Source organism: Streptomyces sp. NPDC056361 (assembly GCF_042262805.1).
GTDB lineage: Bacteria > Actinomycetota > Actinomycetes > Streptomycetales > Streptomycetaceae > Streptomyces.
On sequence record NZ_JBHJQI010000035.1, the window covers coordinates 1 to 26198 of the forward strand.

A 26198-nucleotide genomic window follows, 5' to 3' on the forward strand; every position below is an offset into this window, starting at 1 on the left:
CCCCGGTGCGTGGAGCACCGGGGAGGCCCCCTTCCCTTTGGGCGGTCAGTCCCGCGCGTCCGCGATCCGCTTCAGCTGGGCGTCGACCAGCGGCGCCGGGATCGCCGCCTTGTCCGGGTCCAGCATGTTGACGCCGTAGAAGGCGGCGACGACGCCGCCGCTGCGGACGACGGTGTAGGTCATGGGGACCTTCTGCTTGCCGATGTCGCCGGTGATCCGGTAGGCGACGGTCTCGTCGGCGCCGTCGCCGAGCTTGGGGGCGGGGAGGTTCTCGACCTTGCCGTAGGCGAGGCCGAGGGTCTTGAAGCCCTTGGGGCAGGCGGTGACGGCGGCGCGGAGGTCGGTCATGACGCGGGTGGCGTCGGCTTCCGAGTGGGAGGCGAGCCACATGGAGCCGACGGTGGCGTTGGTGGCGTCGGTGGGCTGGAGGGAGCGGTGGGAGGTGCCGACCGAGGGGAGGTGGGTGAAGCCGCCGATGAGGCTGGCGAGGGGCTGGCAGGCCTTCTTGTCGGCCTGCATGTCGCGGCCGGCCTCGACCTCGGCCTTGGCGACCTTCTTGGCGTCGAACCCGGCGGCCTTTCCGGTGAGGGCGACCGTTTCGAGCGTGGCGGCGTCGAGGGCGCCGATGCGCTTCGCTTCCGCGGAATTCTTCTCGGCGGCGCTCTGCGTGCTCTTCGCGCCCGCCTTCTGATTCTTGTCGCCGGATTCCTTCGATTCGCCGCTGCACGCGGAAGCCAGGAGCAGGGCCGGCAATACGGCGACGATCGGAAGGGCCCTGTGGAGTCTCATGTGCTTGTGCTTTCCTGGCTTCTCTCGCGGTCAACGAAAAACGAAATGATCTTACCGGCGGTATGCGGCCTTTCTCATTACGTTTTGGCGTCGGAGGGGCCTGTCGGGGCGATGTCTTTCAGTCCTTGCCGGACATGTCCGTCAATTCGGCGAGTTCCCGTTCCATGTTCTCCCGCGCCTTCCCCTCCCAGGCCGCCGCGCCGTACGGGGTGCGGAAGAGGCTGGGGAGGGCGAGGAGTTGGCGGAGGACGGCGGCGCGGCCGTCGCGGAAGGCGTCGTCGGGGACGAAGTCGTACTCCTCTCGGACGGCCGCGGCATACCCCCGGTACGTATCGGGGTCGGTGGCCAGGATGGCGAGGTCGGCGTCGCAGAGGGTCTCGCCGTTGAGGTCGCCGGTGTCGGGGTCGTGGCTGGTCGTCAGTCGGACGAGGCGGGCGACCTCGGTGACCTCGTGCGGGGTGAGTCCGACCTCGGTGAGGGCCTTCTCGGCGAGGGTCGCCGAGCGTTCCTCGTTCTCCGAGCGGTCGGGCCGGTAGACGGCGTCGTGGAACCAGGCGGCGAGCCGTACGAGCTCCAACTCGCCGCCCTCGCCGCCCTGGTCGGCGAGTTCGTCGATGCGGTCGAGGACCGCGCGGAGGTGGTCGACCGTGTGGTAGCGGCGCTGCGGCTCGGCCCAGCGGGCCAGGAGGTTCCGGCCGTACGGGGCGGGGTCGGGGCCCTCGTGGCCGGCGCGGGCGGCGAGCAGGGTGGCGGTCCAGCGCTGGAGGAGCGCGGGTTCCTGGTCTGCGGTCATGGGGGCATTCTGCCCGCCGGGCGCCTCGGAACGGGGGCGTCCGCCGCGCGTCCCGGGTGCCGGACGGCTGCTCTCCGGGGCGCCCCCGACTCCCTCTTACATACCCCCCATGGGTATGTTACGGTGCTCCGCACAGGTACCCCCTAGGGGTATGCCCCGGCTCTGGTCGGGGGCCGACGCGAGCGAAGGGTCAGGGCAATGTCAACCGTCAATCCCCGGCGCTGGTGGGCACTTGTCGTGCTCGCAGCAGCCCAGTTCATGGTCATCATGGACACGTCGATCATCGGGGTCGCGCTCCCCGAGATGCAGAAGGACCTGGGCTTCACGCAGGGCGAGCTCCAGTGGGTCTTCAACGCGTACGTGATCGTCTTCGGCGGCCTCCTGCTCCTCGGCGGACGCCTCTCCGACCTCGTCGGGGCCCGGAAGATCTTCGTCACCGGCTGGGTCGTGATGATCGCCGGCTCGGTCCTCGCCGCCGCCGCGCAGACCGCCTGGGTCGAGATCGCCGGCCGCGCCGTCCAGGGCGTCGGCGGTGCGCTGATCGCGCCCTCCGCGATGACCCTGCTGATGATGCTGTTCATGCACGACCCGAAGGAGCTCGGCAAGGCGATGGCGCTCTACGGCGCCGCCGCTCCCGCCGGCGGCACCGCGGGCGTCTTCCTCGGCGGTGTCTTCACCGAGTGGGCGGCGTGGCAGTGGGTCTTCATCATCTACATCCCGATCGGCCTCGCGACCCTCGCCGCGACCCGGCTGCTCCCGGATGTCGGCTCGCGCCGCGGCTCGGTCGACGTGCTCGGCGCCGTGGCCGTCACCGCGGGTCTCGCGCTCGCCGTGTTCGCCGTGGTCCGGGCCCCCGAGGTCGGCTGGGGCGCCACCGCCACCGTCCTCGAACTGGTCGGCGCCGTCGCCCTCCTCGCCCTCTTCTTCGTGATCCAGAGGTCCGTCCGCGAGCCGCTCATGCCGCTCGGCGTCTGGCGGGTCCCGCGCCTGGGCTCGGCCAACCTGGCGATGACGCTGCTCGGCGCCGCCTGGATCCCGATGTGGTACTTCCTCAACCTGTACCTCCAGCAGGTCCTGGGCTACGGCGCCTTCGCGTCCGGTGCCGCGCTGCTCCCGATGACCGTGCTCCTCATGATCTTCATGACGGCCGTCACGGCCCGGCTCATGGGCCGGTTCGGGGCGAAGCCGCTCATCGGTGCCGGTCTGCTCGTCCTCGCCGCCGGCCTGGTCTGGCTCGCCGCCGTCCCGCCGACCGGCACGTTCCTGGTCGACGTCCTGCCGGCTTCGCTGGTCGCCGCGCTCGGCATGTCCCTCGCGTACATCCCGGCGATGATCGCCGCCATGTCGGGCGCCCCGCAGGAGCAGGCGGGTCTCGCCTCCGGCATCGTCAACACCACCTACAACGTCGGCTCCGCGCTCGGCCTCGCCGCGCTCACCGCCGTCGCCATGTCCCAGGGCGCCGACCAGCTCGGCAACCTGCCGAAGCTGACCGACGGCTTCTCGGCCGCCTTCATCGGCGCCGCGGTCGTCGCCGCCGTCGGCGGTGTCGTCACCCTCCTCGTCATGAAGGGCGACAGGGCGGTGGCCGCCGAGGCCGCGTCCGCCCCCGCTCCGCAGGGCGAGAAGGTCTCCGCCTGAAACGCCCCGAAGGGGCCGCCCGATGTCCGACCCCGGACGTCGGGCGGCCCCTTTTCCGTGTCCCCGACAGGATCCAGAGAGGAACGCCGTGGAACTGAGTACCCGTGCCGTTCATGTCATCAACGAGCCGTTCGATGAGGGGAGTTGGCCGCTCTCCGTGCCTCTCGTGCAGTCGTCGGCCTTCGCCTTCGACTCCGCGGCCGAGCTCGCCGAGGCGATGGCCGGGCCCGACGGGCGGTACGTGTACGGCCGCCGGGGCAATCCGACCGTGCGGGCGCTGGAGCGGACCCTCGCGGGACTGGAGGGCGGGGAGGGGGCCATCGCGTTCGCCTCCGGGATGGGGGCGATCAGCGGGGTGCTCCTGGCGCTCCTGAGGCCCGGCGACCGGGTGGTGGCGCAGCGGTGCCTGTACGGGGGGACGCATGCCGTCCTGTCGGACCTGGCCGAGCGGTACGGGATCGAGGTGGTGCGGATATCGGGCGACGACCCGGCCGAGTTCGAGGCGGCGGCCGTGCACCCGGCGACCCGGCTGCTGGTCCTGGAGACCATCGCGAACCCCACGGGGCAGGTGCCCGACCTGCCCGGGCTGCTCGCGGCGGCGCGGGCGCTCGGGGTGACGAGCGTGGTCGACAACTCGCTGGCCTCGCCGGTGCTGTGCCGGCCGCTGGAGTTCGGCGCGGACGTCGTCGTGCACTCGACCACCAAGTACCTCTCCGGGCACTCGGACGTCCTCGGTGGCGCCGCCGTGTTCGCGGACGACGGGCTGCGGCGCCGGATCTGGCCGCGCACGGTCGAACTCGGCGCCTGCGCGGACCCGTTCGCGGCGTGGCTGACGCTGCGGGGGATACCGACCCTGCCGCTGCGGATGCGCGAGCACTGCGCCAACGCGGCCGTGCTCGCCGAACGTCTCGCCGCGCACCGCTCGGTGGTCGCGGTCCACCATCCGTGGCGCGCGGACCACCCCTCGTACGCCATGGCCCGGAAGGTCCTGGCCGGCGGGGGCGGGCTGCTCTCGTTCGAGCTCGCCGGGGGGCGGGAGGCGGGTCGGGCGTTCATCGAGCGCGTACGGCTGGCGAGGCTCGCGCTGTCGCTGGGCGGGGTGGAGACGCTGGTGGCGCATCCGGCGTCGACGTCACACCGGGAGCTGGGGGAGGGGGAGTTGGCGGCTGCGGGGATCGGTGCGGGGCTGGTGCGGATGTCCGTCGGCGTCGAGGACGTCGAGGACCTGTGGGGCGACGTCGAACAAGCCCTCGCATGAGTCTTCTTTTGGGTTGACAAAATAAATGGTCGATTCGTAGATTGGGGTGTGCCAGGGAAAGACCACTCCTAGGTCAAGGGGGAAGCGCGATGCGCTACTTCGAGGACTTCCGGCCCGGCGACGTCCACGAGCTGGGCACCGTCACCGTCACGGCGGAGGAGGTGCTGGAGTTCGGCAGGCGCTTCGACCCGCAGCCCTTCCACACGGACCCCGAGCGCGCGGAGCACTCGCAGTTCGGCGGCCTGATCGCGAGCGGGTTCCACACCCAGGCGATGTTCATGCGGCGCTACGTCGACGGACTGCTCGCCTACAGCGCCTGCATGGGCTCGCCCGGCATCGACGAGGTCCGCTACCTGCGGCCCGTCCGCCCGGGCGACACCCTCACCGCCCGCGTCGAGATCCTCGGCGCCACCCCGTCGCCGTTCGACCGCGCCACCGGCACCGTCAAGCCGCGGTGCACGCTCGCGGCCCCCGACGGGACGGCCGTGTTCAGCATGATCCTGCACAGCATCTTCCGCCGGCGCCCCGCCGACTCCGAGGCCGACCATCTGTCGTCGATGCCCGCGGCCGAGGACCCCGTCGCCTGCGCGCGACCGGCCAAGACCTGTGTCCCGGCCATGAGCGCCTGACGAACCGTCCTTCGTCGGGCCCCCGAACACGGCCGTCCGTACACCTTCCGACAACCGAGTGAAGGGAGACCTCCTGTGGAGGCCGTATCCCGCACCGCCCAGTGGACCGCCGCCGCGCGCGCCCTGGAGACCGAGCGCGAGGACCGGCTGTTCGCCGATCCCCACGCGCGCACCGTCGCCGACGAGATCGGCTTCGAACTGCTCGCGCGCTACGACGGCGGCGGCATCGTGCCGTTCCTCGCCATCCGCACCACCTACCTCGACCGGGCCGTCGTGAAGGCGGTGGAGGAGCGCGGCATCCGGCAGGTCGTCCTCCTCGCCGCCGGCATGGACACCCGCTTCTACCGGCTGCCCTGGCCTGACGGCGTCACCGTCTACGAGCTCGACCGCCCCGCCCTCCTGGAGGCCAAGGCCGAGATGCTCAAGGACGAGCCGCACCCCGCCGGCCGCAGCCGCGTCACCGTCCCCGTCGACCTGACCCAGGACTGGACCGGCCCCCTGAAGGAAGCGGGCTGGAAGAGCGAGGAGCCCGTCCTGTGGGTGGTCGAGGGCCTGCTGTTCTTCCTGCCCGAGCAGGCCGTGCGCACCCTCGTCTCGACGCTCTCCGCGCACGCCGCACCCGGCTCCGTACTGCTCGGCGACGTCATCTCCAAGGCCGCCCTGGACAACCCGCTCGCCCGGAGCTTCATGGCGGCCCTGGAAGAGGACGGCAATCCCTGGCTCTTCGGCACCGAGGAGCCCGAGGCGCTGCTCACCGACTGCGGCTGGGTCGTACGGGAGGTCAGGCAGCCCGGTGAGGACGGCGCCGACTTCGGCCGCTGGCCCTACCAGGTCGCCCCCCGCGGACTGCCCCGCGTCCCCCGCTCCTTCCTGTTCACCTGCGACACCCCCACCCACGGCCAGGAGGAGGCGGCATGAGCGCCCACGACTTCCACCAGCGGGTCATCACCGACGCGGGCGCGGCCGTCCGCGGCCTGACCGTCGCCCTCGGCGAGCGCCTCGGGCTCTACCGGGCGCTGGCCGCCGACGGCCCCCTGACCGCCGAGCAGCTCGCCGTGCGGACCGCCACCGACCCCCGCTACATCGAGGAGTGGCTGCACGCGCAGCTCTCCGCCGGGTACGTGGAGCGGCACCCGAGCTCCCTCACGTACACGCTCCCCGCCGACCACGTCGAGGTGCTCGCCGACCCGAAGGCCGTCACCTACGCGGCCGGGTTCTTCACCGCGCTGAAGGCGCTGTACGCCACCGAGGACCTGCTCGTCGACGCGTACCGCACCGGCGAGGGCGTCGGCTGGGCCGAGCACGACGCGGCCCTCGACACCGGCATGGGCTCCTTCTTCCAGCCGACGTACGAGCACAAGCTCGTCCCGGACTGGCTGCCCGCCCTGCACGAGGTCACCGGCAAGCTCGCCGCCGGCGGCACCGTCGCCGACGTCGGCTGCGGCGTCGGCCACACCACCCTGCTGATCGCGAAGGCGTTCCCGCGGGCCACGGTCCACGGCTTCGACTACTCGGAGGAGGCCATCGCCCTCGCGCGGGAGCTCGCCGAGGAGGCCGGCCTCTCCGACCGGGTCGTCTTCGAGGTCGCCTCCGCCGACGACTACCCGGGCTCCGGCTACGACCTGGTGTGCTTCTTCAACGCCCTGCACGACATGGGCGACCCGGTCGCCGCCGCCCAGCACGTCCACAAGTCCCTGGACGCGGACGGCACCTGGATGCTCGTCGAGTCGAACGTCTCCCCGCAGGACATCGACACGCAGACGCCCGCCGCCCGGATGTTCATGGCGCTGTCCGCCGTCATGTGCCTGCCCGTCGCCGTCGCGCAGCGCGGCCCGCACGCGCTCGGCAACCACTCCGGCGAGAAGGCCTTCCGGGCCATCGCGGAGGAGGCCGGCTTCACCCGCTGGCGGCGCGCGACCGAGACCCCGGTCAACGCGGTCTACGAAGTCCGCCCCTGAGCCCCGCACCGTCACGAGGAGCAACAACATGAGCGCCATCGCCCCCCTTCCCGTGACCGACCGGTTCATGGAGGTCCTGGCCCGCCTCAGCGAGCGCTCGGTCGAGGACTACTACAACCCGTACCAGACCTTCCAGTGGCCCGAGACGCTGGAGGAGAACCGCTTCTGGATGACGCCGGAGCTGCTCACCGTCCACGGCACCGAGCACTACGACGCCCTCGGCGAGGAAACGCTTCAGCGCCTGTCGAAGTGGGAGTCCGTCAACTTCTACAGCCTCAACGTGCACGGCATCCGCGAACTCCTCATCGAGGTCGTCGGCCGCATCCACATGCCCGGCTTCGAGGTCCCCTCCGACTTCTTCCACCACTTCATCGGCGAGGAGAACGAACACATGTGGTTCTTCTCGGAGTTCTGCCGCCGCTACGGCAACAAGATCTACGGCTCCACCGCGATGCGCGCCGACGCCGCCTGGGAGCCCGAGGTCGAGAACTTCCTCGTCTTCACCCGCATCCTCTTCTTCGAGGAGCTCGTCGACCACTACAACTCCCGGATGGCGAAGGACGACACCCTCTGCCACACCATCCGCGAGGTCAACCGGATCCACCACCAGGACGAGTCCCGCCACATCGCCTTCGGCCGCGAGCTGGTCTCCCTCCTGTACACCCGGATGTGCCAGGCGGTCAGCGCCGAACGGGTCCGCGAGGTGGAGGCGTACCTCAAGCGGTACGTCGTCTACAGCGTCAACTCCCTCTACAACCCGCACGTCTACCGCGACGCCGGCATCGCCGACCCGCTCGCCCTGCGCAACGCGCTCGTCGCCGACCCGGCCCGCCGCCCCCACGAGCGCAAGGCCATCCGCAAGCCGCTCGCCTTCTTCCTGAAGACCGGGATCTTCTCCGACGACACCCTGCCCGTCGTCTGACACGCCCGGTCCGCCCGGACCGAGACCTCCCACCCGAGAGGTGCAGAGACCATGACCGTGACGACCCCCGCGACCGTCGGGGCAACCCAGGGGCAGGCGAGGGGCCTGCCCTCGCTCGGCCCCGAGGGGACCCGCCTGCTGCGGCTCCTCGACGACACCTTCGAGCGCTGGGGCGTGACCGCGGGCGCCCGCCCGATGACCATGCCCCCGCTGCTCCCCGCCGCCGACCTGGCCCGGCTCGACTACTACGACAACTTCCCCCACCAGGCCGTCGTCGCCGCCCCGCTCGACCTGGAGCGCCGCACGACCGCCCCGTTCTCCGCCGCCACCGGCAGCTTCCCCGGCGAGGCCCTCGAACCCGCCGCGCTCGGACTGCCCTCGGCGTCCTGCTACGCCGTCTACCTCGACCACCAGGGCCGCCGGGTCGCCGACGACACCCTCGTCACGATCTGCTCCTGGTGCTTCCGCAAGGAGACCCACTACGAGGGCATGCGGCGCCAACTCGGCTTCCGCATGCGCGAGATCGTCGCCATCGGCACCCGCGAGCACGCCGAGGCGCACCTCGCGGACTCCACCGCCCGCATCCACGCCTTCGCCGACGCCCTCGACCTGCCGCTGCGCAAGGAGGCCGCCTGCGACCCCTTCTTCGACAAGGGCGGCTCCAAAGCGGTCCTCCAGCGCCTCACCCCGGTCAAGTACGAGTTCCTGTACGAGGACCTGGCCATCGCCTCGGTCAACACGCACCGGAACTTCTTCGGCGACCGCTGCGACATCACCCTGGAGTCGACCGGCGGCCCCGCCTTCACCAGCTGCGTCGCCTTCGGCCTGGAGCGATGGCTGTCCGCACTCACCCGGCGCCACGGCAGCTGGGAGTCCGCCACCCGGGCGGTGCTCGACGCGAACGCCCGCACGCGGGCCGGTGCGAGCGGCACGGCCGGGCCGGTGATCTGACGTGCCGGCCCGTCCCGCCGCCCCGCCGGCGGGCGGCCTGGGGTGGGCGAACCTCGGCATGGACATCGTGTCCGTCAACCGTGTCCGCAAGCTCCTCGCCCAGTACGGGGAGCGGTTCTTCGAGCGGATGCTCACCCCCGGCGAGCTCGCCGACTGCCGTACGTCCTCCGGGCTCGACGTCCTGAGCCTGTGCGGCCGGATCGCGGCCAAGGAAGCGGCCTTCAAGACCTTGCGGGTCCGAGGCAGGTTCCTGCCCTGGCCGGACATCGTCGTACGGCGCTCCGAGGGCGGCTGGCCGCTCGTGGAGCTCCACCGGGCCGCCGCCGAGATGGCCGCCGCGTCCGGCATCACCGAGATCACCGTGTCCATCAGCCACGACGTGGACTACGCGGTCGCGGTGGCCGCCCCGATCGTCGCCGCGACACCCGTGCCCGCGCCCCTCACCCCTTCCGTATCCAGCAGTAGCTAAAAGGAGAGCAACCATGGCCGACGGCCTGCAGACGGTGAAGAACTGGATCCTGGACCGTCACCCCGAGCGCGACGACATCGCGTCCGACCTCGACCTGATCGAGAACCGGCTCATCGACTCGCTGTCCTTCGTCGAGTTCGTCTTCCTCCTGGAGCAGGAGAGCGGCACCGCGATCCGGATGGAGACCCTGGAGGTCGACTCCATCCGCACCCTCGACGCCATCGAGCGGCACTTCTTCAAGGCCCCGGTGGAGGTCCAGGCATGAGCCGCCGCCTCTTCACCTCGGAGTCCGTGACCGAGGGACACCCCGACAAGATCGCCGACCGGATCAGCGACACCATCCTCGACGCCCTCCTCGCCGAGGACCCCTCCTCCCGCGTGGCGGTCGAGACGCTGATCACCACCGGTCTCGTGCACATCGCCGGCGAGGTCACCACCACCGCGTACGCGCCGATAGCCAAGCTGGTGCGCGAGGCGATCCTCGACATCGGCTACGACTCCTCCGCGAAGGGCTTCGACGGCGCCTCCTGCGGCGTCTCGGTGTCCATCGGCGCGCAGTCGCCGGACATCGCGCAGGGCGTCGACACGGCGTACGAGTCCCGGGTCGAGGGAGCTTCCCCGAAGGGAGAGGACGCCGAGCTCGCCGCACAGGGCGCCGGCGACCAGGGCCTGATGTTCGGCTACGCCTGCGACGACACGGCCGAGCTGATGCCGCTGCCGATCGCCCTGGCCCACCGGCTGTCCCGCCGCCTCACCGAGGTCCGCAAGGACGGCACCGTGCCGTACCTGCGCCCGGACGGCAAGACGCAGGTCACCATCGAGTACGACGGCGACCGGGCCGTCCGCCTCGACACGGTCGTCGTCTCCTCGCAGCACGCCGCCGACATCTCCGTCGAGGGCCTGCTCACCCCGGACGTCCGCGAGTACGTCGTCGAGCACGTCCTCAAGCAGCTCGTCGAGGAGGGCGTCAGCCTGGAGTCCGACGGCTACCGGCTCCTGGTCAACCCCACCGGCCGCTTCGAGGTCGGCGGCCCCATGGGCGACGCCGGACTCACCGGCCGGAAGATCATCATCGACACGTACGGCGGGATGGCCCGGCACGGTGGCGGCGCCTTCTCCGGCAAGGACCCGTCGAAGGTCGACCGCTCGGCCGCGTACGCCATGCGCTGGGTCGCGAAGAACGTCGTCGCCGCCGGCCTCGCCCGCCGCTGCGAGGTCCAGGTCGCCTACGCCATCGGCAAGGCCGAGCCCGTCGGCCTCTTCGTCGAGACCTTCGGCACCGGCACCCTCCCGGACGAGCGCATCCAGGAAGCCGTCGGCACCGTCTTCGACCTGCGGCCCGCCGCGATCATCCGCGACCTGGACCTCAAGCGGCCCATCTACGCGAAGACCGCCGCCTACGGCCACTTCGGCCGCGAACTCCCCGAGTTCACCTGGGAGCGCACGGACCGCGTGGAGGCCCTGAAGAAGGCGGCGCAAGAAGGGGAAGGGGTCTGAGGGAGATGCGCATCGCTGTCACGGGATCCATCGCGACCGACCATCTGATGACCTTCCCCGGCTGGTTCGGCGAGCAGCTCCTCGCCGACCGGCTCGACCGGGTCTCCCTGTCGTTCCTCGCCGACGACCTGGAGGTCAGGCGCGGCGGAGTGGCAGCGAACATCGCCTTCGGCCTCGGCGTCCTCGGCCTGCGGCCCGCCCTCGTGGGCGCGGTCGGCGCCGACTTCGAGCCGTACCGGGTGTGGCTGAAGGACCACGGCGTGGACACCGACTCGGTGCGCGTCAGCGAGTCGCTCCACACCGCCCGCTTCGTCTGTACCACCGACCGGGCCCAGAACCAGATCGCCACCTTCTACGCGGGGGCGATGGCCGAGGCGCGCGAGATCGACCTGCGGGACGTCGTCGCGCGCACCGGCCGCCTGGAACTGGTCCTGGTCTCCCCGGACGACCCCCAGGCCATGCTCCGGCACACCCGCACCTGCCGTGACCTGGGCATCCCCTTCGCCGCCGACCCGTCCCAGCAGCTGGCGCGGCTCGACGGGGGAGAGGTGCGGGAGCTGGTGGACGGGGCGCGGTTCCTCTTCACCAACGAGTACGAGACGGCCCTCCTCCTGGAGAAGTCCGGCTGGACGGAGGCCGACGTCCTGCGCCGGGTCGCCACCTGGGTCACCACCCACGGCGAGGCGGGCGTCCGCATCCGCGGCGAGGCCCGCCCCACCCTCGCCGTGCCGGCGGTGGAGGTCCCCGCCGTCGTCGACCCGACCGGCGTCGGCGACGCCTTCCGGGCCGGGTTCCTCGCCGGGACCCTGTGGGGCGTCCCGGAGCGGTGCGCGGCACAGCTCGGCTGCGCGGTCTCCGCGACCGTCCTCGACTACGTGGGGACGCAGGAGTACCGGCTGCACCGGGACTCCCTCCTCGACCGGATCAGGACGACGTACGGCGTCGGCTGCACCGCCACCCTCGTCACGCACCTGAGGGGGCTGTCATGAGCGCGGCCCGCCGGTCGCTCAGGGAGGAGCTCGCGACCCGCGTCGTCGTCGCCGACGGCGCCATGGGCACCATGCTCCAGGCCGCCGACCCGACCCTCGACGACTTCCGGAACCTGGAGGGCTGCAACGAGATCCTCAACCTCACCCGCCCCGACATCGTCGCCTCGGTCCACGACGCCTACTTCTCCGTCGGCGTGGACTGCGTCGAGACCAACACCTTCGGGGCCAACCTGGCGGCGCTCGCCGAGTACGGCATCGAGAACCGGGTGTACGAGCTCTCCGAGGCCGGCGCCCGCATCGCCCGCACCACGGCCGACGCCCACACGGCCGCCGACGGCCGCCCCCGCTGGGTCCTCGGCTCCATGGGCCCCGGCACCAAACTCCCCACCCTCGGCCACGTCACGTACGAACCCCTCCGCGACGCCTTCCGGCAGAACGCGGAAGGCCTGATCCGCGGCGGCGCCGACGCCCTCCTCATCGAGACCTCGCAGGACCTGCTCCAGACCAAGGCCGCCGTCATCGGCGCCCGCCGCGCCCTCGACTGGGTCGGCGTCGACCTGCCCGTCATCGTCCAGGTCACCGTTGAGACCACCGGCACCATGCTCCTCGGCTCCGAGATCGGCGCCGCGCTCACCGCCCTGGAGCCGCTCGGCATCGACATGATCGGCCTCAACTGCGCCACCGGCCCCGCCGAGATGGCCGAGCACCTGCGCCACCTCTCCCGGCACGCCCGCGTCCCGATCTCCGTCATGCCGAACGCCGGCCTGCCCGTCCTCACCTCCGACGGCGCCCACTACCCCCTGTCCCCGACCGAACTCGCCGACGCCCAGGAGACGTTCGTACGCGACTACGGCCCCGCCCTGGTCGGCGGCTGCTGCGGTACGACCCCGGAACACCTGCGCGCGATCGTCGACCGCGTCCGGGGCGCCGCCGTCCTCGACCGGCGCCCGGCGCCCGAACCCGGCGCCTCCTCCCTGTACAGCCACGTGCCGTTCCGTCAGGACACCGCCTACCTCGCCATCGGCGAGCGCACCAACGCCAACGGCTCCAAGAAGTTCCGCGAGGCCATGCTGGAAGGCCGCTGGGACGACTGCGTCGAGATGGCCCGCGACCAGATCCGCGAAGGCGCGCACATGCTCGACCTGTGCGTCGACTACGTCGGCCGCGACGGCACCGCCGACATGCAGGAGCTGGCCGGCCGCTTCGCGACCGCCTCCACCCTCCCGATCGTCCTCGACTCCACCGAGGTCGACGTCCTGCGCGCCGGCCTGGAGAAACTCGGCGGCCGCGCCGTCGTCAACTCCGTCAACTACGAGGACGGCGACGGCCCCGCCTCCCGCTTCGCCCAGGTCACCGCCCTCGCCAAGGAGCACGGCGCGGCCTTGATGGCGCTGACCATCGACGAGCAGGGCCAGGCCCGCACGGCCGAGGCGAAGGTCGCCATCGCCGAACGGCTCATCGACGACCTCACCGGCAACTGGGGCATCCTCGAGTCGGACATCCTCATCGACACCCTCACCTTCACCATCTGCACCGGCCAGGAGGAGTCCCGCAAGGACGGCATCGCCACCATCGAGGCCATCCGCGAACTCAAGCGCCGCCACCCCGACGTCCAGACGACCCTCGGCCTCTCCAACATCTCCTTCGGCCTCAACCCGGCCGCCCGCATCGTCCTCAACTCCGTCTTCCTCGACGAATGCGTCAAGGCCGGCCTCGACTCGGCGATCGTGCACGCCTCGAAGATCCTGCCCATCGCCCGCCTCGAACCCGAGCAGGTCCAGGTCGCGCTCGACCTCATCCACGACCGCCGCACCGACGGTTACGACCCGCTCCAGCGCTTCCTGGAGATCTTCGAGGGCGCCACGGCCACGTCCCTCAAGGCCGGCAAGGCCGAGGAACTCCTCGCCCTGCCCCTCGACGAGCGCCTCAAGCGGCGCATCGTCGACGGCGAGAAGAACGGCCTCGAAGCCGACCTGGACTCCGCGCTCGCCCTCCGCCCCGCCCTGGAGATCGTCAACGACACCCTCCTCGACGGCATGAAGACCGTCGGCGAGCTGTTCGGCTCCGGCCGGATGCAGCTGCCGTTCGTGCTCCAGTCCGCCGAGGTCATGAAGACCGCGGTGGCCCACCTGGAGCCGCACATGGAGAAGTCCGACGCCGAGGGCAAGGGCACGATCGTCCTCGCCACCGTCCGCGGCGACGTCCACGACATCGGCAAGAACCTCGTCGACATCATCCTCTCCAACAACGGCTACAACGTCGTCAACATCGGCATCAAGCAGCCCGTCTCCGCGATCCTGGAAGCCGCCGAGGAGCACTCCGCCGACGTCATCGGCATGTCCGGCCTCCTCGTGAAGTCCACCGTGATCATGAAGGAGAACCTGCAGGAACTGAACGGCCGCGGACTGGCCGCGAAGTACCCCGTCATCCTCGGCGGCGCCGCCCTGACCAGGGCCTACGTCGAACAGGACCTCCACGAGATCTACCAGGGCGAGGTCCGCTACGCCCGCGACGCCTTCGAGGGCCTACGCCTCATGGACGCCCTGATGGGCGTCAAGCGCGGCGTCCCCGGAGCCGTACTGCCCCCGCTCAAGCAGCGCAGAGTGCCCAGGCGCGCCGAGCCGCCGGTGGAGGTCCGGGAACCCGAGCCGGCGGGCCGCTCCGACGTCGCCGCCGACAACCCCGTACCCGAGCCCCCCTTTCTCGGGACGAAGGTCACCACCGGCATCCCGCTGGCCGCGTACGCCCCCTGGCTCGACGAGACCGCCCTCTTCAAAGGCCAGTGGGGCCTCAAGGACGCCACGACCATCGAGACCGAGGGCCGGCCGCGCCTCCGGGCCCTGCTCGACCGGATCGAACGCGAGGGCCTCGTCGAAGCGGCCGTCGTCCACGGCTGGTTCCCCTGCGTCTCCAAGGGCGACGACCTCATCGTCCTGGACGAGGACGGAGGCGAGCGGACCCGCTTCTCCTTCCCCCGCCAGCAGCGCGGCCGCCGCCTCTGCCTGGCCGACTTCCACCGCGCCGAGGACTCCGGCGAGGTGGATGCGGTCGCCTTCCAGGTCGTCACCGTCGGATCGAGGATCGGGGAGGAGACGGCCCGGCTCTTCGCCGCCGACGCCTACCGCGACTACCTCGAACTCCACGGCCTCTCCGTCCAACTGGCCGAAGCCCTCGCCGAGTACTGGCACGCCCGCGTCCGCGCCGACTGGGGCATCGGCGCCGCCGACCCCGCCGGCCTGGAGGGCATGCTGCGCACCGAGTACCAGGGCTGCCGCTACTCCCTCGGCTACCCCGCCTGCCCCGACCTGGAGGACCGCGCGAAGATCGCCGCCCTGCTCCGTCCCGAGCGGATCGGGGTCGAGCTCTCGGAGGAGTACCAGCTGCACCCCGAGCAGTCGACCGACGCCCTCGTCGTCCACCACCCCGAGGCGAGCTACTTCAACGCGGGAGGCCGCCGCCCGTGAACCCCACGTACTCCTTCGAATTCTTCCCGCCGAAGACGGACAGGGGCGAGCAGACCCTGTGGGACGCGATCCGGCGCGTGGAGGCCCTCAAACCGGACTTCGTGTCCGTGACGTACGGCGCGGGCGGCTCGTCCCGCGACCGGACCATCGACGTCACGAAGCGCATCGTCACCGAGACCACCCTGCGGCCCGTCGCCCATCTGACGGCCGTCGGGCACTCCGTCGCCGAGCTCCGCGCCATCATCGGCGCCTACGCCGACGCCGGCGTCCGCGACGTCCTCGTCCTGCGCGGCGACCCGCCGGGCGACCCGCGTGGCGCGTGGACCCCGCACCCGCGGGGCTTCACCCACGCCTGCGAACTCGTCGAACTGGTGCGCTCGCTGGGCGACTTCCGGATCGGCGTCGCGGCCTTCCCGGAGGGCCACCCGCGCTCCGCCGACCCGGCCGCCGACCTCGCACACTTCGTCGCCAAGTGCCGGGCGGGCGCCGACTACGCCATCACGCAGATGTTCTTCGACCCCGAGGACTACCTGCGGCTCCGGGACCGGGTCGCCGCCGCCGGCTGCGACACCCCGATCATCCCGGAGATCATGCCCGCCACCGACGTCCGCCAGATCCGGCGCTTCGCCGAGCTGAGCGACGCCGCGTTCCCCGAAGACCTGGCCCACCGCCTGGAAGCGGCCAAGGACGACCCGGCGACGGCCTACCGGACCGGCGTCGAGCACGCGACCGCGATGGGCCTGCGACTGCTCGAAGAGGGCGCGCCGGGCCTGCACTACATCACGCTCAACAAGTCGACGGCGGCCCTGGAAATCCACCGAACCGTCCTCAGCGCAAGGAGAGTTGCCGCACATGTCTGAGTTCACCGACTTCAAGTTCACCGACTTCAAGGTCGCCGACATCCGCCTCGCCGCCTTCGGCCGCAAGGAGATCACCCTCGCCGAGCACGAGATGCCCGGCCTGATGTCGATCCGCCGCGAGTACGCCGAGCGGCAGCCGCTCGCCGGCGCCCGGATCACCGGCTCCCTGCACATGACCGTGCAGACCGCCGTCCTCATCGAGACCCTGGTCGCCCTCGGCGCCCAGGTCCGCTGGGTGTCCTGCAACATCTACTCCACCCAGGACCACGCCGCCGCGGCCGTCGCCGCCGCCGGCATCCCCGTCTTCGCCTGGAAGGGCGAGACCCTGGAGGAGTACTGGTGGTGCACGGAGCAGGCCCTGACCTGGCCGGACGCCGACGGGCCCAACATGATCCTGGACGACGGCGGTGACGCGACGCTCCTCGTCCACAAGGGTGCGGAGTACCAGAAGACCGGCGTGCTGCCCGAGGCGTCGAACGAGGAGTCGGCGGTGATCCGGTCCCTCCTGCAGAGCACAACCCTGGACTGGTCGACGATCGCGGCCTCGATCCGCGGCGTCACGGAGGAGACGACGACCGGCGTCCACCGCCTCTACGAGATGCACCGCGACGGCGCACTCCTCTTCCCGGCGATCAACGTCAACGACGCCGTGACCAAGTCGAAGTTCGACAACAAGTACGGCTGCCGCCACTCCCTCATCGACGGCATCAACCGCGCCACCGACGTCCTCATCGGCGGCAAGACCGCCGTCGTCTGCGGCTACGGCGACGTCGGCAAGGGCTCGGCCGAATCGCTGCGCGGCCAGGGCGCGCGCGTCATCGTCACCGAGATCGACCCCATCTGCGCCCTCCAGGCGGCGATGGACGGCTACCAGGTCGCGACCCTCGACGACGTGGTGGAGACGGCCGACATCTTCATCACCACGACCGGCAACAAGGACATCATCATGGCGTCCGACATCGCCCGGATGAAGCACCAGGCCATCGTCGGCAACATCGGCCACTTCGACAACGAGATCGACATGGCCGGCCTCGCGCAGATCCCCGGCATCGTGAAGGACGAGGTCAAACCGCAGGTCCACACCTGGACGTTCGACGACGGCAAGGTCGTCATCGTCCTCTCCGAGGGCCGCCTCCTGAACCTCGGCAACGCCACCGGCCACCCCTCCTTCGTGATGTCGAACTCCTTCGCGGACCAGACCCTGGCCCAGATCGAGCTCTTCACGAAGCCGGAGCAGTACCCGGTAGGCGTGTACACGCTGCCGAAGCACCTCGACGAGAAGGTCGCCCGCCTCCACCTCGACGCCCTCGGCGTCAAGCTGACGACCCTCCGCCCCGAGCAGGCGTCGTACATCGGCGTCCCCGTCGAAGGCCCGTACAAGCCGGACCACTACCGCTACTGAGGACCGCATGCGTACCGAGTGTTCGTGCCCCCAGGAGGACGTACGTGACCCCTGGCTCCCCGACCGGCTCCTCACGACCGAACGGGACCTCCTGATGCCACTCCTCCGGCGCACCCCGGAGGAGTCGTACGCCCTCCGCACCGCCTGCCCCGGCTGGACCGCCCGCCACGTCCTCGCCCACTGCGCGGCCGCCCTCGTCCGCATCGTCGAAGACCGCCTGGAAGAAGGCGTCTTCCTACCGGAGGCCAACGCCCGCGACGTCGCCGACCGCGAGCACTGGCCCGTCCCCCGCATCCTCGACGAACTCGAACGCGGCCTCACCGAAGCCGGCCCCGTCATCGCCGCACGCGAGGACGACCGCCTCGACGCCGTCGCCCTCGGTGAATGGGTCCACGCCGGCGACGTCCGCGAAGCCTTCGGCGAACCCCACGCCTACTGCGGCGCCGCCCTCGACCTAGCCCTCCCCCTCCTTGCCGTCACCAGCCGCCGCCGGGACACCCCCCGCCTCATCGGCGCCCTCTCCGACCGCCCCGGCGAACTCGACCTCGGCAACCACATCGCCGGCCGCCCCGCCGCCCACTTCCACGGCGACGCCGCCACCCTCATCCGCATCTACTCCGGCCGCCCCCTGGTCCGGACCCGCTACGACCTCACGGGCGCCACCGAGCAGGAACTCCTCATCTACCGGTGAGCCTTGGCTGCTGACCGCTGGCCGTCGGCTGTTGGCCCGGAAGCGGCGTCGCGAGCCGCGCCCGTCGCCACGGCCCAACGGGCGGGGGCGGGCGCGGGCCCGCAACCGGGTGCCGCTCAGCTTGCTGCGGCAGCCGGATCTGAGAGAGCTGGTCAAGAAGGTTCGGTATCGGTGAGGGGTGTAGGTCGTTCGCCCTCGTCCCTGATGTCTTGTTGCAGGGAGGCGAGGTGCGCCGAGGCCAGGCGGGTGTTGGGGTGGTCGGGGCCCAGTACTCGCTGCCGGTCGGCCAGCGCCCGCTCCAGCAGGCGGAGGGCCTCGTGTGTGCGTCCGGCCTGTCGGTAGGAGATGGCGAGGTTGGCGCGGGCGGAGAGGGTGTCGGGGTGGTCGACGCCCAGCACCCTTTCGCAGTCGCTCATCAGTCGTTCCTCGATGGCGATGGCTTCGGCTGTGCGTCTCACCGTCCAGTAGGAAGCAGCGAGGTTGGCACGGGCGTTGAGAGTCTCGGGGTGGTCGATGCCCAGCACTCTCTCGCAGTCGGTCATCACCTGTTCCTCGATGGCGATGGCTTCGTGTGTGCGTCCTGCCTGCCGGTATGAGGCGGCGAGGTTGGTACGGGCCATGAGGGTGTCAGGGTGGTCGAGGCCCAGCAACCCTTCGGATTGGCTCAGTACCTGCTCTTCGATGGAGATGGCCTCGTCGGTGCGATTCACCTCCCAGTAGGAGGCGGCGAGGTTGGCACGGGCGTTGAGGGTTTGGGCATGGTCATGGCCCAGCAGCTGTTCGGATTGCGTCAGAACCATTTGTTCGATGGGGATGGCTTCGTGTGTGCGTCCTGCCTGCCGGTAGGAGGCGGCGAGATTGGCCCGAGCGATGAGGGTGTCGGGGTGGCTGTCACCCAGCAATCGCTCGGATTCGACGACCAGACGCTCCTCGATCGCGATGGCCATGGCGGTGAGTCCGTCGTAACGGTAGGCGACAGCGAGGTTGGCGTGAGAGGAGAGTGTGTCGACGTGATCTGCTCCCAGGATTCGTTCGGCGGTGTCGGCCATGCGTCGCCAGTATGCGGCGCCAGTCGTCGCCAGGCCCGCGTCGAGGACACTGTGCCCGGCTCGGAACAGGAGCTCGTGAGCTCCCGGTTGCCAGAAGTGATCCTGTGCGTGGTCCGCGAGGGCGTCGGTATTGGCGCGCAGGACGGCGGCCAGGTCCTGATGGGGTTGGTCGACCTCGGGCCAGATGCGGAGAAGGGCGTCTGCTGCTGTGTCGACGAGGCAGGCGAGGTCGGACTCCGGCGTGTTCTCGCGGACGGCGCGGGCCGTGAGGGCGTGCACCCGAACCCCGCGAGGTTCCGCGTGGGTGTCGCAAATGATCAGGGCGTACCGGTGCAGGAGACGCAGCGCCGAATGGGCTTGGTCCGCGGTGCTGGGACTCGTGCCGGACGCGGCGAGGTGGTCGAGGAGCGATGGCGTCGTCCACAGGTTGTGGGGATGGCCGGCCGGATCCAGGAGCGCCACCAGACGCAGGACGTGGACGGCGAGGCCCGAGTCGTCGGCGGCGCGGGCGGCGTCGAGCGAGAGCAGGAGGGCCACGGTGATCTGGCGTCCGTAGCCTTCGGTGTCGGCGGATTCGGGTAGGGCTTCGTCCAGCCGGGTCCGGCGGTCGGCGAAGCGCCGTAGGTACGCCGTGCAGGTCAGGTCCTCGTTGATCATGTGCGCGGCGGCCAGGCCCAGCGCCAGCGGGAGGTGTCCCAGGGCCTCGGCGAGATCGGCCGCACGGTCGTCAAGGAGGTGGCCCATGCCATCGCCGTCCAGCCGTTCCCGTAGGTAGGCGTCGGCTTCCTCGGGGGAGTAGACGTCGATGTCGATACGGGTGCGGCGCCCGCCGGTGAGTCGGGCGTCGTTCAGCCGGGTCGTGGCCAGGACCCAGCCCGTGCCGGTCCGGCTGGCGGGCCACCAGGGGCTCAGCTCGGTGGGGTGGGTGATGTCGTCCAGGACGACCAGCCATCGCCGGGACGTCGTCGCCAGCCACTTCAGGAGGGCGCGGGCGTCGGCCTCGGGGTCCTGTCGGGTCGCGCCGGGGAGGCGGAGGTCGGCGGCGGCCTGGGCGTACTGGGTGATGACCTGTTGCGTCTCGGTCGCGGACGCCCATACGACGAGGTCGACGCCCTGGGTGAGGGCGTCGGTGGCGCAGGCGGCGGCGAGTTGGGTCTTGCCGAACCCGCCGCCGCCGGAGAGTACTTGGGTGAGGACGACGGAGCCGCTGCCCGACCGTGCCGATTCGATGCGGTCGCGCAGGGTGCTGCGGGGTTGGAAGGCGGAGGCGAGGGCGGGTACGGGTCCCACCTCCACCGGCCAGGCCACTCCGTCGCCGCCCGGCGGTACGGGCCTGCTCTCGCCGGTCACGTCCTCCAGTACGGCCGTGGTGCCGGGGTGCCCGTGGCGGGCCACGAGGCGGGCGAAGCCGGGAAGGCTCAGGGCCTCGTGGATGGGGGCGGCGTGGAGGCGGCGCCAGTCCATGGTGCGGTTGTCCTCGACCGCGACGCCGACGATCCGTCCGTGGCAGAAGATCGCCGAGCCGGAGGCGCCGGCCCAGGGCCGTTCGTCGTGGCGGCCGGGATCGCCGTTGCGGCCGTCGCTGCTGCGCTGGCTGGGATTGCCGTCCTGACCACCCGCGCGGCGCCCGCCGGGATCGCCGTCCCGGCCACCCTCGCGGCGCCGGCCGCGCTGCCCCGGGATGCCGGGCCCGCCCGTTTCGCCGCGTCCCGGCCAGACCGGACAGTCGAGCACCCATCCCGGCAAGGAGGTGGAGACGACGGACAGTTCACCGTGCAGGTCCTCGAACTGCGCGTCGCTCCCCTCGTCCGCCGCGAACGCGGGAAGGCCCGCTCCGGTGAAGGGGATCCGGGCCGTCCCGCCGGGCCGCCCCCATCGGATCGGGCCTTCGCCCGCTGCCGCCACGGGCGCGTCGAGCCAGAGGAGCGCGATGTCCAGTGCGTCCTCGGGCGGGATGCCGGCTTGGGGGTCCGGCCAGCACACTTCCGCGTGCCTCTCGACGAGCTCGCCGAAGTGGGGGTGTCCCACCCGTACCGCGACGCGCCCGGCCCACCGGCCGTCGTCGCGTACGACGTGCAGGGCGGTCAGGACCAGCTGCGGGCCCACGAGGTATCCGGAGCCGGAGCCGTTCGGTTCGCCGGTGCGGACCCAGGTCAGTCGCTGCGGGTCCACCTCAGTCCTCCCAGGGCCGCCGCCGGGCCTCCTCGCGGGAGGTGTCGGAGGCGGAGCCGTCCGAGGCGCTCTCTGTGCCCCGGCCCGTGCCGTCCTGCGAGCCGCCGTCCGGTCCCTGGCCCGTGCCGCCCTCCGTACCCTCGTCCGAGCCGCCCGGGTCCGAGCCGCCCTCGGCCTCGTCCTCGGCGTCGTCCTCGGGCTCGCCCTCCGCCCTGCCGCCCGCCGCGCCGCTTGCCCCGCCGGCCCCGGCGCCCGGGTTCGGTCCGAGGCCGCCCGTCTGGCGGTTGATCCTCGCCCTGTTCCCGCCGGTCGCTTCGTCGTGCACCTGGAGCGTGAGGGTGAGGGTCTGGCGCTGGGTGCTTCCCCGCGAACCTCCGCCTTCGCCGCCGAGCTTGGCGCCGAGGGCGCCGACGTCGACCTTGACCTTGCCGTTGCCGTCGCGGCGGAACTCGACCTCAAGGGTGAGTTCGGCTTGTTGGACCTCGAATTGGAACTGCTGGTGGGCCCCGTCGGCCTGGGCCGCGTACAGCTCCTGTCGCAGCTCTCGGAGTGCTTCGGCCAGCGAGATTCCGTTGCCCATGGGGTCCCTTCGTCAGGGGGTGGCCGGTGTGGACGCCCCACTCGGAAGTTTCTCCCAACCGCCGGTCTGGCCGCAGGTGTTCACGGACGGTGGGCGGCGGGGGAGGGGAGGGCTACTTGGACATGATGGCGCGCAGGGCGAAGCCGGGGGCGGTGGTCCAGTAGGTGACGAGCTGGCCGTCGTCGGCGTGGAGCTTGGCGACGGGGAGGGGGACGTCGATGGGGGAGCCGGCGTGGGTGCCGGTCTCGGCGCCCTGGAGGGTGAGGGTGATGCTGGTGGCCTCGTATTCGTCGCGGTGGCCGCCGGAGACGAGGAGGGCGGCGTAGCCCTCGCGGCCGGGGTCGAGGGTGACGGGTTTGCCGGGGTCGGGGTCGGTGTGCTTGATGACCGGGGTGTCGGCTTGGGAGTCGGCGCCGAGGCGGACGTGGGGGTAGCGGTGGAGGTTGCACTTCTTGTCGCTGACGTTCTGGACGGTGAGGAGCAGGTGGCGGTGTTCCTTGCTGTCCGGGGGTTCCAGTTCGGAGGAGACGGCGAGTTGCTCCTGGGTGCAGGTGGCGATGGCGGTGGTCCCGGCGTCCGAGCCGCTGCCCGGCAGGTTCGGCTTGGTCACGCGCGGCTTGGCGGTGGGCGTGACCTCGGGCTCTGAGGTGGTCGTGTCCTCGGGCTGAGGCGACGCCGTCCCGCCGGGTGTCGCGGGGGTCGTCGCGCTCGGCCGGCCCGAGCCTCCGGTCCGGCCCGCGCCGTCGTCCCCGTCGGGCCCGCACGCGGTGGACGCGAGCAGTACGACGGCGACGGCGGCGCCGACGGCGTAGGGCCGCAGGTTCCTGGTGTGGGTGCGGGTGGTCCGCCTGGCAGAAGTGCTCATGATGTGTTTCCCCCGTGGCCGGCCGTGCGAGGCCGCTCTCGTCGTCGCTCCCGATGCCGCCCGTGTTGTCGCGGGCGAGCGGAGTCTGCTCGGTGGGGGCCGTCGACAAGCGGGCGGTGCGGCTCTGTTACCGGACGAGTACAGGGACGGGTCCGTTCCGCAGGCACTCGTGGCAGAACCGCTCGCCGCCGGTGGGCCGGAACAGCATCGGCTGCGTGTGCCCGTCGCCCGCGCACTCCCGCGTCCCTTCCAGTCGCGCCGACAGCCGTGGCGGGGGCGGTTCCGCCGTGTCCGCGGGCGCGACGGGCAGGTCATCGGGAGGCAGGTGCCGGGGAGGCACGTCCCGCAGGAGGTACCGCACCAGCCCGCCGGGCCGGTGTACGGGCGTACCGGCGCCCGGTAGGCCGCGCAGGACGTGGGCGTGGACGTCGGCGGGGGCGTATCCGGCGTCGAGCCATCGGGCGGCGAGTCGGGCGAGTTCGTCGCGCATGCCGGGCGGGATGTGTCGGAGGGCGGGGGAGAGGAGGTGGAGTACGCCGACGAGGGCGTGGGCGTCTTCGAGGCGGGGGCTGTCGGGTGCCACGGCGGGTTCACTCGCCCCGACCGCCCCGATGGTCTCTCCAGCTCCGTCCGCCTCACCAGCCCTGTCTGCCTCACCCGCTCTGTCCACCCCGCCCGCCCCCGGGCCCGGAAGGTCGGAGGTGTCTTCCCCCGGGTCTTTCTTTGGATGACCGCCGGTCGACGGGGTCACCGGCTCACCGGCCGTCGGCTTACCGACCGTCGGCCCACCGGCGGTCGGATTTCCGGGACTCGGTGCGACCTGCGGCGATACGCGCTCCCCGCAGGCTGGCACCGGTGTCCGGCCGAGGATCTTCGTCGCCTGCTCGGGGGTCAACGGCGTACTGGAGACGAGTTGTTGTGTCACCCAGTGGCCGCCGGGGCCCTGTTCGCGGCGCTCGTGGACGAAACTCTCTTCCATCAGCTGTCGCTTCGCGCGCTTGAAGGCGCATGCCCCGATCCGGGCGCGTTCGGCGGTTCGTGACAGGGGCTCGCGGGCGCCTTGGGGGAGGGAAAGCTGCCAGGTCAGGAGCCGTACGGCGTCGGAGCCGAGCCGGGGATGGCGGATGAGCTCGTGCGAGAGCTGGGTGAAGGCGCGCAAGGGCGGGCTAAAGTGCCGGTAGATCACGGTGGACTCTTATTCCACTAGTGGTTCAGGCCCTCGCCGATGGGTGCGAACCATCGACGGGGGCCGTTTTGCGTGAACGTAGCGCATATGCCATGCGGGTCCGGCCGTACTTCATGAAGATCGCTCTTGTGGGTGACGGGTCGTCACCGTGCCTTCTGGTCAGGCGGAAAGCGCGGCCCCGAGGTTCTGCGCGTCCGACGCCATGTCCACCACCGTGTCCGCCGCCTTCGTGACGACGGGGTCGTGCGTTGCCACGACGGTCACGCAGCCGTACGTGTGGGTGGTGCGCGCGATGAGGGCGGTGAGGTCGTCGGCGCGGTCGCGGTCGACGGCGGCCGTCGGTTCGTCGACGAGGAGGAGTTCGGGTTCCAGGAGGAGGGCGCGGGCCAGGGCGACGCGCTGGCGTTCGCCGCCGGAGAGTTGGTCGGGGCGGTGGGCGAGGCGGTGGCCGAGGCCGACCTCGTCGAGGAGGGCGCGGGCCTTGGGGCGCAGGGTGCGGGGGCGGTGGCCGGAGAGGGAGGCGGCGGCGAGGAGTTGCTCCTCGGAGGTGAGGCCGGTGAGGAGGTTGCCGCTCTGGAACATGTAGCCGATGCGCTCGCGGCGGGCCCGGGCGCGTTCCCCGTCGCTGAGCGCGGCGAGGTCGGCGCCGTTCAGGAGGACCTGCCCCTCGTCGGGCCGCAGCAGTGCCCCCGCGACGGCGAGGAGGGTCGACTTGCCCGAGCCGGAGGGGCCGACGAGGGCGGTGAGGGCGCCCGGGGCGAAGGACACGTCGAGCCCGCGCAGGGCGGTCGTACGCGACTCGCCGCGGCCCAGGGTGACGGTGACGTCGTGGAGGTGGAGGCTCATCGGGCGGCTCCCAGCATGGTCATGGGGTCGACGGTGGTGACGCGGCGCAGGGTGAGGGCGGAGCCCGCGAGGCCGACGAGGGCCACGGCGGCCATCGTGCCCGTGAGGGTGCCGGCGGGGAGGCTGAAGGGCACCTTCTCGCCGACGAGCAGGCCGAGGCCGGCGGCGAGGGCCGCGCCGACGGCGGTGCCGGTGGCGACGACCACGGCGGCCTGCGCGAGGGTGTGGCCGAGGAGCCGGCGGCGGGAGGCGCCCATGGCGCGGAGCAGGGCGAGCTCCGGGGTTCGTTGGACCGTCCAGACGGCGAAGAAGGCGCCGACGACGAGCGGTGCGATGAGGAAGAGGAAGGTCTGGATCGAGGTCATGGTGAGGCGTTCGCCGTCGTAGCCGGGGGCGGCGGCGAAGGCGCTCTCCAGGGGGACGGTGGCGGTGTCGTGGCGGCGGTCGGCGGCGCTGAGCACGGCGGTGTCGGCGCCGTCGGGCAGCCGGAGGGCCATGGCGCTGTACTGGACCGGGAGCCCGGCGGGCGCGGCGGGCGAGCCCGGCGCGGTGGTGCGTGCTCCCGGTGCCGTGAAGCGGATCTGCCGCCAGGTGTCGGTGGTGACGTACGCGGCGGGCACGTGCCCGTAGGAGGAGCGGCCGGTGCTGCCGACGACCTCCAGGCGGATGCCGAGGCGGTCGATGGTCAGGGTGTCGCCGACCCGGACGCCTTCGTTCAGCAGCTGGCGGGAGACGACGACGCCGTGGGGGCGGGTGGCGTCGAGCGGACGGCCGCCGTCGGCGCCGGGGTCGGTGAAGGCGCCGGGCGCGACCCCGAACGCGGCGAGGTCGACCTCGGTGCCGCGGCCGGTGGTGCCGCGCGTGATCGTCACGCCCAGCGGGGTGGCCTCGACGCCTTTCTCGCCGCTCCAGCCGGTGGCGGTGCGGTCGTCGATCAGGCTGCGGGCGAACTGGTCCGAGTCCGACCCCGTGGCGAAGGCGACATGGGTCGCGGGCAGGCGGCGCAGGGCGGAGACGGTGTCGTCGCCGAGTCCGGTGGTGAAGCCGGACACGATGCCGACGAGCGCCGAGACGAGGACGACGACGCTGCCCATCAGCAGGAAGCGGCCGCGGGCCGCTCTCAGTTCCAGCAGGGCGAGGAACACGGGTTCCCTCCAATGATAGGGACGGTACGTCCCCAAGATAGAAGA

The 26198-nt window shown here is 71.6% G+C and carries 23 protein-coding genes; 15 read left to right on the plus strand and 8 right to left on the minus strand.

Features of this window, described 5'->3' with window-relative positions; all coding sequences use genetic code 11:
- Positions 1–45: 45 nt before the first annotated feature.
- The gene (locus tag ACFCY7_RS14080) at positions 46–789 is read right to left on the minus strand and encodes a hypothetical protein (protein ID WP_376484439.1); all 744 of its coding nucleotides are present in this window, start codon (positions 787–789) and stop codon (positions 46–48) included.
- 118 nt (positions 790–907) lie between these two features.
- Complete coding sequence (locus ACFCY7_RS14085; RefSeq protein ID WP_376484441.1) at positions 908–1582, minus strand: hypothetical protein; 675 nt, start codon at positions 1580–1582, stop codon at positions 908–910.
- A 198-nt stretch (positions 1583–1780) separates the two neighbouring features.
- Between ACFCY7_RS14085 and ACFCY7_RS14090 the strand changes: the two genes are divergently transcribed.
- From ACFCY7_RS14090 to ACFCY7_RS14160, 15 genes are all read left to right on the plus strand, one after another.
- Positions 1781–3220, plus strand: coding sequence for an MFS transporter (locus ACFCY7_RS14090; RefSeq protein WP_376484444.1), 1440 nt, complete (start codon positions 1781–1783; stop codon positions 3218–3220).
- 22 nt (positions 3221–3242) lie between these two features.
- A complete protein-coding gene (locus ACFCY7_RS14095) occupies positions 3243–4478 on the plus strand; it encodes a trans-sulfuration enzyme family protein (protein WP_376484445.1) in 1236 nt (411 codons plus the stop codon).
- An 89-nt stretch (positions 4479–4567) separates the two neighbouring features.
- Positions 4568–5107 carry a MaoC family dehydratase gene (locus ACFCY7_RS14100; protein WP_376484447.1) on the plus strand — a complete coding sequence of 180 codons (540 nt, stop codon included), beginning with the start codon at positions 4568–4570 and terminating at the stop codon, positions 5105–5107.
- A gap of 75 nt (positions 5108–5182) precedes the next feature.
- Positions 5183–6025, plus strand: a complete 843-nt coding sequence (locus tag ACFCY7_RS14105) for a class I SAM-dependent methyltransferase (protein WP_376484449.1) — start codon at positions 5183–5185, stop codon at positions 6023–6025.
- On the plus strand, positions 6022–7065 hold the full coding sequence (locus ACFCY7_RS14110; RefSeq protein WP_376484452.1) for a class I SAM-dependent methyltransferase: 1044 nt from the start codon (positions 6022–6024) through the stop codon (positions 7063–7065). The genes ACFCY7_RS14105 and ACFCY7_RS14110 overlap by 4 nt, the downstream gene beginning before the upstream one ends.
- Before the next feature lie 28 nt (positions 7066–7093).
- On the plus strand, positions 7094–7987 hold the full coding sequence (locus tag ACFCY7_RS14115; protein WP_376484454.1) for a diiron oxygenase: 894 nt from the start codon (positions 7094–7096) through the stop codon (positions 7985–7987).
- Positions 7988–8038: 51 nt separating this feature from the next.
- Positions 8039–8938, plus strand: a complete 900-nt coding sequence (locus tag ACFCY7_RS14120) for a hypothetical protein (protein WP_376484456.1) — start codon at positions 8039–8041, stop codon at positions 8936–8938.
- Position 8939: 1 nt separating this feature from the next.
- Positions 8940–9407: a holo-ACP synthase gene (gene acpS / locus ACFCY7_RS14125; protein WP_376484457.1), complete on the plus strand. Its 468-nt coding sequence runs from the start codon at positions 8940–8942 to the stop codon at positions 9405–9407.
- Between the two features lie 13 nt (positions 9408–9420).
- Positions 9421–9672 carry an acyl carrier protein gene (locus ACFCY7_RS14130; RefSeq protein WP_376484458.1) on the plus strand — a complete coding sequence of 84 codons (252 nt, stop codon included), beginning with the start codon at positions 9421–9423 and terminating at the stop codon, positions 9670–9672.
- Positions 9669–10904 carry a methionine adenosyltransferase gene (gene metK, locus ACFCY7_RS14135; protein WP_376484460.1) on the plus strand — a complete coding sequence of 412 codons (1236 nt, stop codon included), beginning with the start codon at positions 9669–9671 and terminating at the stop codon, positions 10902–10904. The genes ACFCY7_RS14130 and metK overlap by 4 nt, the downstream gene beginning before the upstream one ends.
- Before the next feature lie 5 nt (positions 10905–10909).
- A complete protein-coding gene (locus ACFCY7_RS14140) occupies positions 10910–11893 on the plus strand; it encodes a carbohydrate kinase family protein (protein WP_376484461.1) in 984 nt (327 codons plus the stop codon).
- Positions 11890–15357: a methionine synthase gene (gene metH, locus ACFCY7_RS14145; RefSeq protein ID WP_376484463.1), complete on the plus strand. Its 3468-nt coding sequence runs from the start codon at positions 11890–11892 to the stop codon at positions 15355–15357. The genes ACFCY7_RS14140 and metH overlap by 4 nt, the downstream gene beginning before the upstream one ends.
- Entirely contained in the window at positions 15354–16217 is an 864-nt protein-coding gene (metF, locus tag ACFCY7_RS14150) for a methylenetetrahydrofolate reductase [NAD(P)H] (protein ID WP_376484465.1), read from the plus strand. Before metH ends, metF begins: the two co-directional genes overlap by 4 nt.
- Entirely contained in the window at positions 16210–17619 is a 1410-nt protein-coding gene (gene ahcY / locus ACFCY7_RS14155) for an adenosylhomocysteinase (RefSeq protein WP_376484467.1), read from the plus strand. The genes metF and ahcY overlap by 8 nt, the downstream gene beginning before the upstream one ends.
- A gap of 7 nt (positions 17620–17626) precedes the next feature.
- A complete protein-coding gene (locus tag ACFCY7_RS14160) occupies positions 17627–18310 on the plus strand; it encodes a maleylpyruvate isomerase family mycothiol-dependent enzyme (RefSeq protein WP_376484469.1) in 684 nt (227 codons plus the stop codon).
- Positions 18311–18462: 152 nt separating this feature from the next.
- On the opposite strand, the gene fxsT is transcribed toward ACFCY7_RS14160, so the two are convergent.
- The 6 genes from fxsT to ACFCY7_RS14190 form a co-directional block, all read right to left on the minus strand.
- Positions 18463–21531: an FxSxx-COOH system tetratricopeptide repeat protein gene (gene fxsT, locus ACFCY7_RS14165; RefSeq protein ID WP_376484471.1), complete on the minus strand. Its 3069-nt coding sequence runs from the start codon at positions 21529–21531 to the stop codon at positions 18463–18465.
- Position 21532: 1 nt separating this feature from the next.
- Positions 21533–22111 carry a trypco2 family protein gene (locus ACFCY7_RS14170; RefSeq protein ID WP_376484473.1) on the minus strand — a complete coding sequence of 193 codons (579 nt, stop codon included), beginning with the start codon at positions 22109–22111 and terminating at the stop codon, positions 21533–21535.
- A 112-nt stretch (positions 22112–22223) separates the two neighbouring features.
- Entirely contained in the window at positions 22224–22976 is a 753-nt protein-coding gene (locus ACFCY7_RS14175; RefSeq protein WP_376484476.1) for a DUF4232 domain-containing protein, read from the minus strand.
- Positions 22977–23103: 127 nt separating this feature from the next.
- Positions 23104–23559 (minus strand): hypothetical protein, encoded by a 456-nt coding sequence (locus tag ACFCY7_RS14180; protein WP_376484477.1) that lies wholly within the window; start codon positions 23557–23559, stop codon positions 23104–23106.
- 762 nt (positions 23560–24321) lie between these two features.
- Entirely contained in the window at positions 24322–25008 is a 687-nt protein-coding gene (locus tag ACFCY7_RS14185; RefSeq protein ID WP_376484479.1) for an ABC transporter ATP-binding protein, read from the minus strand.
- Positions 25005–26153 carry an ABC transporter permease gene (locus tag ACFCY7_RS14190; protein WP_376484481.1) on the minus strand — a complete coding sequence of 383 codons (1149 nt, stop codon included), beginning with the start codon at positions 26151–26153 and terminating at the stop codon, positions 25005–25007. Before ACFCY7_RS14190 ends, ACFCY7_RS14185 begins: the two co-directional genes overlap by 4 nt.
- Positions 26154–26198: the final 45 nt, after the last annotated feature.

Bases quoted from the DNA above. Each gene is read 5' to 3' on its own strand.
- ACFCY7_RS14085 (WP_376484441.1), bottom strand. From the start codon at position 1,582: ATGACCGCAGACCAGGAACCCGCGCTCCTCCAGCGCTGGACCGCCACC.
- ACFCY7_RS14140 (WP_376484461.1), top strand. From the start codon at position 10,910: ATGCGCATCGCTGTCACGGGATCCATCGCGACCGACCATCTGATGACC.
- ACFCY7_RS14175 (WP_376484476.1), bottom strand. From the start codon at position 22,976: ATGAGCACTTCTGCCAGGCGGACCACCCGCACCCACACCAGGAACCTG.
- ACFCY7_RS14160 (WP_376484469.1), top strand. From the start codon at position 17,627: ATGCGTACCGAGTGTTCGTGCCCCCAGGAGGACGTACGTGACCCCTGG.
- ACFCY7_RS14115 (WP_376484454.1), top strand. From the start codon at position 7,094: ATGAGCGCCATCGCCCCCCTTCCCGTGACCGACCGGTTCATGGAGGTC.
- ACFCY7_RS14095 (WP_376484445.1), top strand. From the start codon at position 3,243: ATGTCCGACCCCGGACGTCGGGCGGCCCCTTTTCCGTGTCCCCGACAG.
- ACFCY7_RS14110 (WP_376484452.1), top strand. From the start codon at position 6,022: ATGAGCGCCCACGACTTCCACCAGCGGGTCATCACCGACGCGGGCGCG.
- ACFCY7_RS14090 (WP_376484444.1), top strand. From the start codon at position 1,781: ATGTCAACCGTCAATCCCCGGCGCTGGTGGGCACTTGTCGTGCTCGCA.
- ACFCY7_RS14100 (WP_376484447.1), top strand. From the start codon at position 4,568: ATGCGCTACTTCGAGGACTTCCGGCCCGGCGACGTCCACGAGCTGGGC.
- metK (WP_376484460.1), top strand. From the start codon at position 9,669: ATGAGCCGCCGCCTCTTCACCTCGGAGTCCGTGACCGAGGGACACCCC.
- ACFCY7_RS14170 (WP_376484473.1), bottom strand. From the start codon at position 22,111: ATGGGCAACGGAATCTCGCTGGCCGAAGCACTCCGAGAGCTGCGACAG.
- ACFCY7_RS14120 (WP_376484456.1), top strand. From the start codon at position 8,039: ATGACCGTGACGACCCCCGCGACCGTCGGGGCAACCCAGGGGCAGGCG.
- ahcY (WP_376484467.1), top strand. From the start codon at position 16,210: ATGTCTGAGTTCACCGACTTCAAGTTCACCGACTTCAAGGTCGCCGAC.
- ACFCY7_RS14080 (WP_376484439.1), bottom strand. From the start codon at position 789: ATGAGACTCCACAGGGCCCTTCCGATCGTCGCCGTATTGCCGGCCCTG.
- metH (WP_376484463.1), top strand. From the start codon at position 11,890: ATGAGCGCGGCCCGCCGGTCGCTCAGGGAGGAGCTCGCGACCCGCGTC.
- ACFCY7_RS14130 (WP_376484458.1), top strand. From the start codon at position 9,421: ATGGCCGACGGCCTGCAGACGGTGAAGAACTGGATCCTGGACCGTCAC.
- ACFCY7_RS14185 (WP_376484479.1), bottom strand. From the start codon at position 25,008: ATGAGCCTCCACCTCCACGACGTCACCGTCACCCTGGGCCGCGGCGAG.